Source organism: Ruminococcus sp. B05 (assembly GCF_003628495.1).
In the GTDB taxonomy this organism is placed as follows: domain Bacteria; phylum Bacillota; class Clostridia; order Lachnospirales; family Lachnospiraceae; genus Schaedlerella; species Schaedlerella hominis.
On record NZ_RBZR01000033.1, the window covers coordinates 14,047 to 29,205 of the forward strand.

At 38.5% G+C, this 15,159-nt stretch carries 11 protein-coding genes and 1 rRNA gene; 11 read left to right on the plus strand and 1 reads right to left on the minus strand.

Translation table 11 applies throughout. The features are described 5' to 3' along the window. The first annotated feature begins 109 nt into the window (after positions 1 to 109). The 3 genes from D8Q48_RS15285 to D8Q48_RS15295 are packed head-to-tail and all read left to right on the plus strand — an operon-like array spanning position 110 to position 2,747. Positions 110 to 415 carry a hypothetical protein gene (locus tag D8Q48_RS15285; protein ID WP_121057111.1) on the plus strand — a complete coding sequence of 102 codons (306 nt, stop codon included), beginning with the start codon at positions 110 to 112 and terminating at the stop codon, positions 413 to 415. After that, positions 415 to 1,791, plus strand: coding sequence for an acyclic terpene utilization AtuA family protein (locus D8Q48_RS15290; protein WP_121057113.1), 1,377 nt, complete (start codon positions 415 to 417; stop codon positions 1,789 to 1,791). The genes D8Q48_RS15285 and D8Q48_RS15290 overlap by 1 nt, the downstream gene beginning before the upstream one ends. Beyond that, positions 1,779 to 2,747, plus strand: a complete 969-nt coding sequence (locus D8Q48_RS15295) for an alpha/beta hydrolase (protein ID WP_118738277.1) — start codon at positions 1,779 to 1,781, stop codon at positions 2,745 to 2,747. The genes D8Q48_RS15290 and D8Q48_RS15295 overlap by 13 nt, the downstream gene beginning before the upstream one ends. Before the next feature lie 116 nt (positions 2,748 to 2,863). Here D8Q48_RS15295 and ftsH read toward each other — a convergent pair whose 3' ends face one another. Beyond that, positions 2,864 to 4,717 carry an ATP-dependent zinc metalloprotease FtsH gene (gene ftsH, locus D8Q48_RS15300; RefSeq protein WP_121057115.1) on the minus strand — a complete coding sequence of 618 codons (1,854 nt, stop codon included), beginning with the start codon at positions 4,715 to 4,717 and terminating at the stop codon, positions 2,864 to 2,866. Positions 4,718 to 5,007: 290 nt separating this feature from the next. Between ftsH and D8Q48_RS15305 the strand changes: the two genes are divergently transcribed. From D8Q48_RS15305 to D8Q48_RS15340, 8 genes are all read left to right on the plus strand, one after another. Next, positions 5,008 to 6,414: a Wadjet anti-phage system protein JetA family protein gene (locus D8Q48_RS15305; protein ID WP_121057117.1), complete on the plus strand. Its 1,407-nt coding sequence runs from the start codon at positions 5,008 to 5,010 to the stop codon at positions 6,412 to 6,414. 12 nt (positions 6,415 to 6,426) lie between these two features. After that, a complete protein-coding gene (locus D8Q48_RS15310; RefSeq protein ID WP_118688470.1) occupies positions 6,427 to 7,098 on the plus strand; it encodes a DUF4194 domain-containing protein in 672 nt (223 codons plus the stop codon). Then, entirely contained in the window at positions 7,076 to 10,453 is a 3,378-nt protein-coding gene (locus tag D8Q48_RS15315) for an SbcC/MukB-like Walker B domain-containing protein (RefSeq protein WP_121057119.1), read from the plus strand. The genes D8Q48_RS15310 and D8Q48_RS15315 overlap by 23 nt, the downstream gene beginning before the upstream one ends. A 1-nt stretch (position 10,454) precedes the next feature. Next, on the plus strand, positions 10,455 to 11,690 hold the full coding sequence (locus tag D8Q48_RS15320) for a Wadjet anti-phage system protein JetD domain-containing protein (protein WP_121057121.1): 1,236 nt from the start codon (positions 10,455 to 10,457) through the stop codon (positions 11,688 to 11,690). Positions 11,691 to 11,987: 297 nt separating this feature from the next. Next, entirely contained in the window at positions 11,988 to 12,884 is an 897-nt protein-coding gene (locus D8Q48_RS15325; protein WP_121057123.1) for a zinc-ribbon domain-containing protein, read from the plus strand. A 57-nt stretch (positions 12,885 to 12,941) separates the two neighbouring features. Further along, positions 12,942 to 13,511: a phosphodiesterase gene (gene yfcE, locus D8Q48_RS15330; protein ID WP_121057125.1), complete on the plus strand. Its 570-nt coding sequence runs from the start codon at positions 12,942 to 12,944 to the stop codon at positions 13,509 to 13,511. Next, positions 13,487 to 14,395: an NYN domain-containing protein gene (locus tag D8Q48_RS15335; RefSeq protein WP_117991430.1), complete on the plus strand. Its 909-nt coding sequence runs from the start codon at positions 13,487 to 13,489 to the stop codon at positions 14,393 to 14,395. Before yfcE ends, D8Q48_RS15335 begins: the two co-directional genes overlap by 25 nt. A 695-nt stretch (positions 14,396 to 15,090) precedes the next feature. Next, positions 15,091 to 15,159: ribosomal RNA gene (locus tag D8Q48_RS15340) — 16S ribosomal RNA — on the plus strand; the annotation flags it as partial.

Consider the following 15,159-nt stretch of genomic DNA (forward strand, 5'->3'; position numbering starts at 1 on the left):
AGATTAGGGACGAGTGATAATTTCTAAAATTTTAGAAATTACCACTCGTTTTATTGTGGAAAGAATGCGAAATGGTAAGATTTGAGTATAAAAAGAAGGAGGCAATGAGATGAAATTGAGAGAAATTGCACACTCAAGAACCGGAGATAAAGGGGATATTTCCAATATTTCTGTAATTCCCTATAATGAGGCAGATTACGAATTTTTAAAAGAAGTATTAACAGAAGAAGTGGTAAAAGAATATTTTCAGGAGATATGCAAAGGAGAAGTTGTTCGATATGAACTGGATGGATTGCATGCTTTGAATTTTGTTCTGGACCATACACTGGGCGGTGGGGTAACACGTTCTCTGGCGATAGACCGACATGGTAAAACATTAGGCATGGCATTATTGGAAATGGAGATAGAGCGATAATGAAGACGATTCGAATCGGAAGTGGAGCCGGTTATGCGGGAGATCGAATTGAACCGGCGATGGAATTGATTGAGAAAGGAAAGCTGGACTATATTATATTTGAATGTCTGGCAGAAAGAACGGTTGCAATCGGACAGCAGGATAAGGAGAAAGACCCAGAAAAGGGATACAATCAATTACTGGAATATCGTATGAAAAAGATATTGCCTTTGTTAGCAAAAAATCATGTAAAGATGATTACAAATATGGGTGCAGCAAATCCGAAGGCTGCGGCAAAACAGACGAAAAAAATTGCGGAAGAGATAGGCGTTTCAGGATTGAAGATTGCCTGCGTAACAGGGGATGATATAACAGATGAATTGGATAAATATAAGGATCATATAGTTCTGGAAAACGGGAAGCCATTGGAAGAATTAAAAGATTCTTTAATTTCTGCAAATGTATATATGGGTTCGGAAGGAATTCAGGAAGCGTTAAATGAACAGGCAGACATTGTAATAACAGGGCGTGTGTCAGATCCGGCACTCTCCATTGGACCACTGGTACATGAATTTGGATGGGATTTAGAAAACAATCCGGATCAAATGGGACAAGCCGTGCTGGTTGGACATTTGCTTGAATGCGCAGGACAGGTGACTGGCGGATACTATGCAGATACGGGAATCAAAGATGTGCCGGATTTATATAAATTAGGATTCCCTTTGATAGAAGTTCATGAAGACGGCAGCTTTGTCGTAACAAAAGTAGAAGGCTCCGGAGGTCTGGTAAGCGTAGATATCTGCAAAGAGCAGACAATATATGAGATTCATAATCCAAAAGCTTATCTGACACCGGATGCAACAGCAGACTTTTCAAATGTAGTATTTACACAAGTAGGAGAAAACAGAGTACTGGCACATAATGCGACAACGCATGGTCGTCCGGAAACTTTGAAAGTAAGTGTTGGATATAAGGATTGCTTTATCGGAGAAGGTGAGATTTCTTATGGAGGTGAGACTGCATTGGAGAGGGCACGTATGGCTGCTGATATTATAGAGAAAAGAATCAACTTAACAGGAATTCAGTTGGATGAATATCGTGCAGATTTTATAGGATATAATTCTTTGTATGGTGATTTGCTCACATCCAAGATGAATGCTGGAACTCCAACAGAAGTAAGACTTCATGTGAGCGGAAGAACGACAGAACGATTACAGGCAGAATTGCTTGCAAATGAAGTGGAAGCGCTTTATACGAATGGGCCGGCAGGAGGCGGTGGAGCAGAAAAGCGAGTAAAAGAAATCGTTTCAATCTGCTCGATATTTGTTCCGAGACAGGCGGTTCGGTATCAAGTTGAATATTTGGAAAGCGGGGATAAATCAGCATGCGAATTATAAAGAAAAAAATAGGTGAATATGCGGAACTGACGGGGTATCTTCACGAACTGAATGATGAGACGGACAATATTAAGGAGTATCCGGCAATTTTGATATTTCCAGGTGGAGGTTTTAGAACTTGTAGTTTTCTGGAGTCTGAACCGATTGCGTTAGCCTATCTGGCAGAAGGATATCAGGCATTTACATTAAAATATACAACAGTGACAGATAAGGAAAATGCTACAATAGAAGATCCCATGACGGATGCACAAAAAGCATTAGAATGGATTCGGGATTGCAGAGAGGAATACTGTATAGGAAAAGAACAACTAGCACTATTAGGATTTTCCGGAGGAGCACATCTTGCGGCAGCTACAGCAACACATGGACCACAGCGACCGGATGTGCTGTTACTGGGATATCCGGGAATTCTTCACAGTGAGTTACGTGCACTGGAGTGTCCGGATATTATAGAATGTATAGATGAGAAAACGCCGCCGACATTTCTGTTTGGAACAAGAGATGATAAGGTGACACCGCCGAAACACATTCTGGTGTTTGCGCAATGTTTGGAACAGAAAAATGTGGAATTTGAAGTTCATATTTTCAGAAAAGGTGAACATGGATTTTCACTTGCAAAGCCATTAACCAGCGTGGGAGATAAAAACAGGGTAAATCCGGATGTGGCGCAATGGTTTCAACTGAGTGTGAGATGGCTGAAGGAAATGTTGGGTGAGTTTACGGTATATGGGGTGAATGATGGACGAATCGGCAAGTACAGTATAGATACAAGAGTATGTGAATTGTTAGAAAGTCCGGAAGCAAAAGAACTGGTTTTAACATATTTGCCGATGCTAAGTGAAGAACTTCCGGTGTTTATAAAGGATTGGATTACGCCGAGAATATTGAATAAAAATCAAAAATCTTTGTCACAGGAGAAGCTGGAAGAACTGGATCAAAAGTTGTTAACATTATAGTTATCAACAGAGCTATAAAAAGAAACCAGTGGGAACACATAATGAGCCGAAAACTCCGTCCCCACTGGTTTATGCCCACTGGTTTAAGCCATATGAAGGAAGCCTAATAAAAAATGCTATGCTTCGTCAGTCTCTTTCGCCGGAATCTCAACCGGTTTATTCAAAATCTCCATGAACTCTTCACCTGTAATCGTCTCATGCTCATACAGATATTGAGCCAGTTCATGCAATTTACCAACATTATCTTCAAGTATTTTATAAGCTTTTGAATGTTGCAATTTTACAAGATCGCGGACTTTTTTGTCAATTTCGGTTTGCGTTTCGAGTGAACAAGTCATAGAACTGTCACCACCGAGATATTGGTTGGTCATAGTTTCCATTGCAACCATATCGAATTCTTCATTCATACCATAACGGGTAATCATTGCTTTAGCAAGTTTTGTGGCCTGTTCAATATCGTTGGAAGCACCGGTTGTAATCTGATGGAAGATCAGTTCTTCGGCAGCTCGTCCACCGGTAAATGTTGCAATTTTATTTTCCAGCTCTTCCTTTGTCATGAGGAAATGCTCTCCGTCTTCAACCTGCATCGTATATCCAAGGGCACCGGAAGTTCTTGGAATAATGGTGATTTTGTGTACCGGAGCAGATTCTGTCTGTTTCGCGGCGACAAGTGCGTGACCGACCTCATGATAAGATACAACGAGTTTTTCTTTATTGGAGAGAACTCGGTTTTTCTTTTGATATCCGGCAATAACAACTTCTACACTTTCTTCCATATCTGCCTGTGTGACGAACTTACGATTGTCACGGACAGCACGAAGGGCAGCTTCATTTACAATATTAGCAAGTTCAGCACCGGAGGCGCCGGCAGCAGCTTTGGCAACAGCAGCATAATCGACGTTATCTCCAACACGAATTTTCTTGGCATGTACTTTTAAAATATCAATACGTCCTTGCAGATCTGGGAGTTCGACCGGAATACGACGGTCAAAACGTCCTGGACGGAGGAGTGCAGGATCGAGAGAATCTGGTTGGTTTGTTGCGGCAAGAATAACAACTCCCTTAGAGCCGTCGAATCCATCCATCTCAGTAAGCAACTGATTTAAAGTCTGCTCACGTTCATCGTTTCCAGACATTTGTCCGTTACGTTTCTTTCCAATCGCATCAATCTCATCGATAAATACAATACAAGGAGCTTTCTCATTTGCCTGTTTGAACAGGTCACGCACCTTGGCAGCTCCCATACCGACGAACATCTCAACAAATTCAGAACCTGAAATAGAGAAGAACGGAACATTGGCTTCACCGGCAACTGCTTTGGCAAGTAATGTTTTACCCGTTCCAGGAGGGCCTACTAACAGCGCACCTTTTGGCATAGAGGCACCAATCTCACGATATTTTTCCGGGGTGTGTAAATAATCTACTAATTCAGATAAAAGCTCTTTTGCTTCGTCTTCACCGGCAACATCAGAAAATTTAATACCACTGGAAGATTTGACATATACTTTTGCATTACTCTTTCCGCCCATACCAAATTGCATGGAATTCATTCCGCCACCCATCTTAGACAGCATTTTTTTGGACAGCCATTGGCCAAGTGCAATCATGATCAACATTGGAAGAAAGCAGGCCATTAAAAAACTAATAATTGGAGATGTCGGCTCAATGATTTCGGATGAAAATTTAGCACCAGATTCGTGAAGCCGGGTTACGAGATCTGGATCTTCAATAATTCCGGTTTTATATACTGTATCTCCTGATTTATCTGTAAATATGATTTGATTTGATTCGATGTTTACAGAATCGATTTGTTTTTCATCAATCATTGTCATAAATGTGCCGTAATCTACTTCCTTAATCTGACGCTGTTCCAGCGCAGGAAGGAGAAGAAAGTTTATACAAAGAATGGCGACAAGTACAATAATATAATAAAAAATCATAGGTCGTTTTGGTGATTTTACTTCTTGCATAATATGTTTTCAATCCTTTCGTCTTTAGTAAAAGATAGTGTAGTACGAAATGTTAAGGAATTCAAGCGAAAAAGTCTGAAAAAACTAAGGAAATCATGAAATTTTTATAAAATGGAAAGATGAAAAAAATCTGTGTAGAAAATCTGCCGTCTGCTTTATACTGCATTTTTATAAGCTCTCGTGTTATAATAAAGGGCAAAGAGATGATTGAGAGAAAATAGAAGAAATATAGAGTATATAAGATTCTTTGGACAATCATCCAGATAAGCACGAACAGATAAGGAGATTCTATGCAGTTACGTTTTGAAATTCCAGACAAATTCTGGGGGCTGTTCCGGTCGGTTAACCGGGAGGCTTATATGGAGGCGTTATTGAATATCAATGAAGAATATCAATACAGTAATTATTTCTTAACACGGGAAGTTTGTATTCAAGTGTTAAGTGATATGTATATAAAGAAACATTTTCAGTTAAAACAGGAAGAGGATGAAACAGAGTTCGATTTATTGGAGACACCGGCGAGCAGAACATTGAAATGGCTGCTTCGGACAGGATGGCTTAAAAAACTAGAAGACTATAATACGCTTGCAACCAATATTGTAATTCCGGATTATGCGGCGATTTTTATTGATGCATTTGAACGTTTGGGTTCAGAAGATATGGAAGAGACTGAGATTTATATTCAGAATGTATATGCGACACTGTTTTCTTTCAAAAATGATTCCAGAGTAAACTTAAGTATGCTTCGGACTGCATTGGTTAATACGAGAAGATTGAATAAAGCACTGCAGGATATGCTTCATAATATGGATAAATTTTTCGGACGATTATTGGATCAGCAATCTTACCATGAACTGTTAAAAGAACATTTGGAAGGTTATGTAGAAGAAATCGTGCGTAAAAAATATCATATATTGAAGACATCTGATAACTTTTATATTTACAAGACGGATATTAAGAAATGTCTGCGTGACATGAGAGAAAATGAAGAGTGGATAGGGCTGGTCAGAGAGCGTTCTAAGGCAATGGGGGATACGAAGGATGACGTGGTAGACTTGTTGGATATGATTGAGAGAGGATTTGATGATATTGAACATCGGATTTCAAACATGGATAAGGAACATACCAAATATGTAAGAGCGACGGTTACAAGATTGAATTATCTGCTCAGCGGAGAAACAGATACGAAAGGTTTGGTTGTTCAATTGCTTAATCAGATGTCGGCAGCTGTGACAGAAGAACAGAATACACAGGTGGAAAATCGTGGAAATGGTTATTCTTATGAGGAAATGCTGCAGCTTACCGGGGAGCGGATGAATATGTCTCTATTGGAAATGTTGTCGGAGAAATCTTTGTATAAACGGAGAAAGCCAAGGGAAGATTTCATTAGTCAGATGGCAGAGGATGAGACGATAGAGGACTTGAACAGAGAAGATGTATTGAAACTGAATAGAATTCAGCAAAGATACAGCAAGCAGGAAATCGAAGCTTTTATTGAGGAACATATGAAGGATGATGTTATGGATGTAGAGAAATTGAAAATAGCAGATGAAGAGTCCTTCGAGAAACTGATATTGGCATATGACTATAGCACAAGAAGAAACAGCAAATATATTGTGCTTGAAGAGGATACGCCACAGATTGAAAATGGATGTTATAAGTATCCGGCTTTAAAATTTGTGCGAAGAGGAATATAAGAGGAAAAATAAATGATAGAATACTACGAACAATTGCTGCAGGAAGAGCAGGAAGCGATTACCGAAATAATCCAGACGCTTTTTCGTCAGACATTTATATTAGAACAAAAATTTGACCGCCGGGCAGGTCGACTGCAGTATGAAAAAGATTATCGCGTATGTACGCGACATTTCGAATTTCTAAAAGCATACTTTGCGATATCAGGAATTCAGTTATGTGAAAATGTGCACATGGGAATTATTTATATCCAAGGCGAAACGCTGTGGGGAGAGAAATTACCGAAGCTGGCAACAATTTATTTACTATTATTGAAATTAATCTATGATGAGCAAATGGCAACGGTTTCATCAAGCAGCCATATTGTTACGACACTTGGGGAAATTAATGGAAAAGCAGGAGAGTTTCGGGTTTTGAAAGGACTGCCATCTCCGACGGAGATGAAACGTACAATAGCAATGCTGAAAAAATATCAGATTGTTGAACCTTTGGATTCATTGGAAGAATTAAACGAAGCTACCAGGGTGGTAATTTATCCAAGTATTCATGCGGTATTGCTTGGGGATGATATCCGGGAACTGCTGACAACATTTGAGGAAGCAAAGGAACTGAAATCCCAGCAAAGCGTTTTTCATAAAGAGGTAGAGAGTGAGGAGGAACATCGTGGAGAAACAACAGCCATTTGAGGCCCTTTCAAAAATATGCCTGAATAACTGGCATTATATAGATAGAAAAATATTGACACTTAGTGAGGGAATCAATTTTTTTACAGGACATTCCGGAAGTGGAAAATCAACGGTGTTGGATGCGATGCAGATAGTGCTTTATGCAGATACGGATGGTCGTCGGTTTTTCAATAAAGCAGCGGCGGATGATTCCGACCGCTCACTCATCGAATATCTTCGTGGAATGGTCAATATCAGTGAGAATAATGAATCACAGTATTTGAGAAATAAAAATTTTTCCAGTACTATTGTTTTGGAGTTTGAACGTACAGATACAAAAGACAAACAATGTGTCGGAGTTGTATTTGATGTAGAGACAGCAACAAATGAGATTAGCCGTCAGTTCTTCTGGCATACAGGCGGACTTCTGGAAAATCAATATCGTGCGGAAAAAAGGTGTCTTACAACGGTAGAGATGAAAGAATATTTAAGCAGAACATTTACCAAAGAGCAGTATTATTGCGGCTCAAGTAATGAACGATTCCGTCGACAGTTGTATGATGTATATCTTGGCGGGTTGGATATTGAAAAATTTCCACGGCTGTTTAAACGTGCGATTCCATTTAAAATGAATATCAAATTAGAAGATTTTGTGAAAGAATACATTTGTATGGAACAGGATATTCATATAGAAGATCTTCAGGAAAGCGTTATGCAATATGGACGTATGCAAAGCAAGATTGCGGAGACAATGAAAGAAATCCGTTATCTGACGGACATTCGGGAAGCGTATCAGTCTTATGAAGAAAAACAGCAGGCGGCCGAGAGTTGTGATTATCAGGTTGAACGTTTGGAATTGCTACAACTGCAACGGAAAAGTAAAGAGTTGCGGGAACGGATTATAGACCGGACAGAGGGAATCAAACAGCAACAGACACAACAGGAAAAATTGAATAAAGAGCTGAAAGAACTTCAAAAGGATTACGAGGATATTCTATATCATATTGCAAAAAGCGGATACGATTCGTTGCAGATGGAGCTTGGCAATTTAAATGAAGTATTGGAACGGCTGGAAAACAGTAAGGCAAGAATACAAAAGTTGTCTAAGAAATTGAATTTGTGGAAAGATAAAGAGGTTACTCCAAATCAGACAATCTGGGATATTGAGAAGTTTGAAAAAGGAACAATTACAGAGGGGGAACTGGAACGTCTGCAAAAAAGCCTTTTGGAAATCCGGGACAGTCTGGAAACAGAGCGCACTGATACGGTGACAACATTAAATCGTATTAAAAAAGAAGAAAAAGAGATAAAAGAAGAATTAAGAGAATTAAAGCAGGGTAAGAAAGCATATCCACGCGAGCTGGAAGAAGCACGTTTTGAATTGCGCAAACGTCTGCATGAGCGTGTTGGAAAACTGGTAAATGTACAGATTCTTGCAGACCTTCTGGATGTGAAGGATGAGCGTTGGCACAATGCGGTGGAAGGATATCTTGGAAATAATAAGCTTTTATTGATCGTAGAACCGAAGTATGCAAAAGATGCGATGGAAATTTATCGGGAGATGGATAAGAGAAAATTCTTTAGAGCAGCAGTGTTGGACACAGAACGTGTCAGTGCGGAAGAATTTGCAGTGCAAAAAGGAGCTTTGGCGGAGGAAGTGCAGGCAAAAGAAAGTTATGTGCAGGCTTATATCCGATTTGTGTTGGGAAATGTTAAGAAATGCGAATCGATTGAAGAATTACGTGACTGTAAAATCGGTATTACATCGGATTGCGTGCTTTATAAAGGCTTCCGTATGCAGCATATCAACCCGGATAACTATACAAGACGAGCTTATATCGGTGAGACAAGTATGCGTAAACGTATTCTGCAGCTGGAAAGAAAACAGGGTGAGCTGCAGAACGAACGCCTTCCGTTACAAGAGATGCTTGAAGAAATCAAGCGCATTTTAGAATTTGAAATGTTGTTGCAGCCTACGGCGGATTATATGCAGTGGCAGAATGAAGCTGGTCAGATTTCAGAAAAAGAGAAACGAAAAGCACATGTCATTGAGCAGATGAAAAAGCTGCGTGAAGAGTCTGTGGATATGTTGGAGAAACAGAAGTTAGATATTGTGCGCCGACAGGAAGAAAAGAAGGAGTCCATAGATTCGGTGAAAAAAGCAATCTGGCAGAATGAGCAGGATATAGAAAAGTTTAACAATATGATTATTACAACAGAAACTGAACAGCTGGAACGAGAAAAGATATTGGCAGAAGAGAACAAACGGCGTTCAGAAGAACGAACACAAATATTGGAAAATCAATTTCAACAATATCTTGAGAAAACAAAGTCGCTTAATTATGATTATATGAAACGACAAAAACAGATGGAACAAAACCCGCTGAAAGATCAGATGGATCGTTTTTATCAGAAGCTGGTCGATGTTCGAAGTGTGTATAACCAGCAATATCCAAATCGTTCATTTTCAACGAGTGTGAAGGATAATAAGATGTACGATAAACTGTTGGATAGTCTTACTTGTGAGGACTTGGAGCGATATCGGGCATCTGCACAGGAACAGGCAAAATCAGCGGTAGAACATTTCAAAGATGATTTCATTTTCAAAATCCGAAGCGCTATCCGCGAGGCTTATCAGCGAAGAGATGAGCTCAATCGTATCATCAGCCGTCTGGACTTTGGTAAGGATAAATATCAATTTGTAATCACAAAAAATAAAGGTGCGGACGGAAAGTATTACAAGATGTTCATGGACGATGCACTTCAGATTGACCCACATCAGTTAAATGGCTCAATGGACAATCAGATGAACATGTTTACGATGGAACATGAAGAAGAATATGGAGAAATGATGAATGAGTTGATCCATATCTTTATACCACAGGAGAATGCAACGAAAGAAGAGCAGGATGAAGCGAGAAAGAACATGGAAAAATATGCGGATTACAGAACGTATCTTTCTTTCGATATGCAGCAGATTGTTCATGGTGAAAAAGATATGAAGATCGGGCTGAGTAAGATGATCAAGAAAAATTCTGGTGGAGAAGGTCAGAACCCGTTGTATGTGGCACTCTTGGCAAGTTTTGCACAGGTGTATCGAGTGAATCTGTCCCCTAAATTGCGTCGCAATCCAACCTTGCGCCTTGTCGTGTTGGATGAGGCATTTTCCAAAATGGACGCGGAAAAAGTGGCAAGTTGTATTTCGTTAATCCGAGGACTTGGATTCCAGGCAATTATCAGTGCAACAAACGATAAGATTCAGAATTATCTGGAAAATGTGGACAAGACATTTGTGTATGCCAATCCGAATAAGAAACATATTTCCATTCAGGAGTTTGAGAAAACGGAGTTTGGGCAGTTAACGGAAGAGGCGTAAGATGTATCTGTTAGATAAAATCATAGAAAAATGTGAATATCACAGTAAAAAAGACTGGAAACCGGGAGAAATTGGCAATCGAAAAATTACAATTCAGCAGAAGGATTATGACAAGTGTGGAAAAACAGAATTCATAAATGAAGCACAGAATTTGGCAAAACGAAAATTGATTCAAATAAAATGGGAAATTCGTTATAGCGATATAAGCGAAATTCATTATTCGTTAGAACAACTTCCACAACTTTATCAATTAGCAGAACAGGAAGCACAAGAGAACGGAGAGATATTTGTTCCGAAATGTTGTTTGGTTCAACAATATCAAGATAAAATTGAAGCGGAACAAAAACAAGATTGGAAGAATGGTTGGATTCGAAAATACTATGATTCGCTGTTACAAAAATTACACAACATTGGCGATAGAAGGGTTCCAAAAGAATTAGAAAAGTTCGAACTTTATCGGGATTGTTTGCGAGGAATAGATGCACTTGATGAGCCAATATTCAAACGTGTTTTTAGTAAGATGTATCTTGGGGATACAAAGAAATTTGAAAAAGAAGTACAGGCGCATATTATTACAAGTGCTAAGAAATATTGTGAGGATGTAGAGGAAGATATGGATGATTCAACGGTATTGGAACAACTTCTTATTAAGGAATACGGGCAAGAAATGGCACTGAAAGGTTCGTTAAAACTACTGATTCATGAAGCAGATGGAACTGACAGAGAAATTAATACAGCAAATTTCAAGTACGGATTAATATTGAATACACAAACATTAAAGCATGTCAGTGTTAAAAATGAAATTGTGCCATTTAAACGTATTGTTTCTATCGAGAACAAGGCAAATTTTGAAGCAATGAATTATTCAGAAGATACCTTGTATGTATATAGTCATGGTTACTATGGTCCGTATGAGAGAGCATTTTTACAAAAACTGGCAGAAATTCTGGATGCTAATCAACAGATAGAATATTTCCATTCTGGAGATCTGGATTATGGAGGAGTTAAAATTTTTGAATATATTCAGAAACGGATTTTTCCGAAATTACATCCGCTGAATATGGACATCGATACCTATGAAAAATACAAGGATTTCGCTGAACCAATAGAAGCACAAATTTTGGGAAAATTAAAGAAGACAAAAGTGTCAGTTTTGCAGGAGTTGATAGATAAACTGATAGAGGAAGGAAAGGGATTGGAGCAGGAAATCTTTACTATAGAACTGGATGGGCTGTAAAACAAAGAAAGTTGCGGTTTACACTACGTGTGGTCCGCGACTTTTCTTTTTTTTATTAAATCATAAAAACTTGTATTTGGAAATTAAAACCATTATTTTGATGGTTTATTTGCGTTAAAAACCATCAAATTGATGGTTTTGTTGAAAGTGTCAGAAACGCGTAAAGGAAATATCCTTTATACTGCATTTTTCATAAGGGCATGTTATAATAGGAGAACAAGCGTAAATCGGTTATTGCTCACAATATATTGTATCCGGTAATCGAAAATCTGCAAAAGAGAAAGAAGGGCTGAAAATATGGCTGTTTATGATGATTTAAGCAATCTGCTTACACGATTTGGTCGTTGGATTGTTCGTCAGACAAAAGGAAGTTACAAAGCCGCACGATTATCCCATGTGATTCGAGAGGAAGAGCGGAAACAGGATGATTTATTCCGTCAGATTGGGGAATATTATTATCAGATGTATGGCAAGGATGCAGATGGGCAGATGAAAATCTGGTGTGATGCAATCTGGAATAATAAGATGATGGTGATTCAGTACCAGAGTCAAAAAAGACTGGTGAAAGGGGTTGCTTATTGCCCCAATTGCAGTCAGGAAGTGCCGATGCATTCAAAATACTGTAATCATTGCGGGGCAAGAATAATTACAACTCCAGAGATACAAACAAAAGAAACCGCACCATTTTCAGCAAAAATATGTCCCGGATGTGGTGCAGTGATTACAGACGGAGATGTTTTCTGTGCAAATTGCGGAGGAAGAATTCCGGAAAAGAAAAGTTTGAAGGATTTTGTGAAAACAAAAGTGGCAGAGCATAAGGAAAAAGCAGAGCAGGAGCGGCGTGAAGAAGAAAAAGAGTTTGAAAATGTTGATAAGGAAGTTGTTGCGGAGGTAGAGGCGAAAGAAGCCGTATTGGAAGAAGCAAAAGTGGAAGCGGAAACTACAATAGTGGAAGCGGAAACTGAAACAGGAAAAGACGTGGATACAGAAGACAAGGCAGTAGAAGTCGTGGAAGAACAAGAAGTACAAAAGTCACAACCTGACCAGGCGGATGCAGCAGAACAAACAAACGTGACAGATGATTCTCAAAATGAGCAGAATGAAGAAACTGAGCTTCAAAGAACTTGCCATGAATGTGGCAACCCAATCGAATACGGACAGAATTTTTGTCCAAAGTGTGGAGTGAAATTGTAGTTGCAGGTCACAGTATTATATGACTTGTATCTAATTATAGTAAGGGAGAGATTTATTATGAAATTAATAATTGCATCAGACATACATGGATCAGCATTATATTGTAGAGAATTAATGGAAGCCTGGAAACGAGAAGTAGCAGATCGGATGTTGATTTTAGGAGATATTTTATATCATGGTCCGAGAAATGATTTGCCGGCAGAGTATGCCCCGAAAAAGGTCATCTCTATGCTAAACCCGCTGAAAGAAAATTTGTTATGTGTACGTGGGAATTGTGATACAGAAGTAGATCAGATGGTGTTGGATTTTCCGATATTGGCAGATTATTGTTTCTTAGATTTGGACGGACAGACTATTTTTGCGACACACGGGCATGTGTACAATCCACAGAATCCGCCAATGTTAAAAGATGGAGACATTTTGTTGAATGGACACACTCATATTCCTGCCTGTAAAAGGTTTACAACTGAAAGCGGAGCAAAATGCACATATATGAATCCGGGCTCAGTTTCTATACCAAAGGAAAAATCACAGCACAGTTATATGATTGTAGAAAATGGCGTATTTGAATGGAAAAATATGGAAGGAAAGGTATACCATACATGGAAGAAAGATACGCATTATTAATTGACGCGGAAAATGTTTCTGCAAAATATATTAAACCGATATTAGATGAACTGTCGAAATATGGAAATGTGACATATAAGCGTATTTACGGAGACTGGACAAAATCGCAGAGTGCGAGCTGGAAAGAAGTCTTGCTTCAAAATAGTATTACGCCAATTCAGCAGTTCAGTTATACATATGGAAAGAATGCTACAGATTCAGCCATGATCATAGATGCAATGGATATGCTGTATACAAATGATCTGGAAGGATTTTGTCTTGTGTCAAGCGACAGTGATTTTACCAAATTAGCGAGTAGATTGCGTGAAAGTGGAAGAACTGTAATAGGAATGGGAGAAAGCAAAACACCGACACCATTTCGTAAGGCTTGCGACATTTTTACAGAATTAGAGCTGCTATTGGATGATATCAAAGATGGCAAGAAAAATGAAGTGACAAAAGGACAGATTGAAGAGTCGGTTATTAAGATTATTACAGAAAATCAAAATAATGATAAAGAGACCGGACTAGGTGAAGTGGGAAGCCGTCTTGTAAAATTGTATCCTGACTTTGATGTAAGACGCTATGGGTACAGTTTGTTGTCTAAATTTTTAGAGACATTTCCAAAGCTGAAATTAAAACAGGATGGTACGCAGGTTACCGTTATGTTATATGAAGATAAGAGTAAGAAGGAAATGTTGGAGGAATTTATTGTACAGCAAATAAAAGATTCCGGTGCACAAGGGATTCTGTTAGGAACGCTAGGTAATAGAATCCATAATAAATTCAAAGATTTTAAGGTTCGTGATTATGGCTACTCTCAGTTTAAGCAATATGTACAGAGTCTTCATAATGTAGAGGTTGAAGAAGAGGACGAGAGATACTGGGCTGTTTATAAGAAATAAAAAATAGGCTGGATTGCGAGTCCAGCCAAAAAGGAAAAAGTTTATGAAAAAGAAAATATATATCAAAAGGTTATTTGCTTTTGATGTATATAACTATAGAAGAAAAATGTGATGATTTTGTGATAAACTTTTTAATAAATTATGGAAAGTATCTAAAGGAAATGTGAAAAGCAAATTTCAATAGTAACTACTTATAGAAAGAACGTATAAAATTATTATATATACAGAAAGAAAATAACAGTAGAATTGTCTGAATTGCGCGAAATAAATAAAAAACAAGAAAAACGTTGACAATTTAAAAACGAGATGATAAGATAGTCTTCGTCGCTAAGACAACCGATGCAAAATAGAAAACACTGGACAGCCCTGGCGGGATATGGAAAGTGTAAGATGAAAAATGCAAAGAAAAAACTTGAAAAAAGTTCTTGACAAAAGGTTGTCGGATGTGATAAAGTAAATAAGCTGTCGCTTGAGACAACAAAACAAAGAACATTGATAACTAAACAATAGACAACAGATCCTTGAAAATTTCTTTAAGAGAAAATTTTTTAAGAACGGATGAATACAAATGAGGTTCGGCATTGAGCCGAACGGCTTTCACACTAAATTCGTGAAAAACCTCATTAAGTGTTCAATGCCAAAACAACAGTAAAAGGATAGATTAGCTAGAGTTAATCTTGACTAGAACAAACACTTTTAACGAGAGTTTGATCCTGGCTCAGGATGAACGCTGGCGGCGTGCTTAACACATGCAAGTCGAGCGA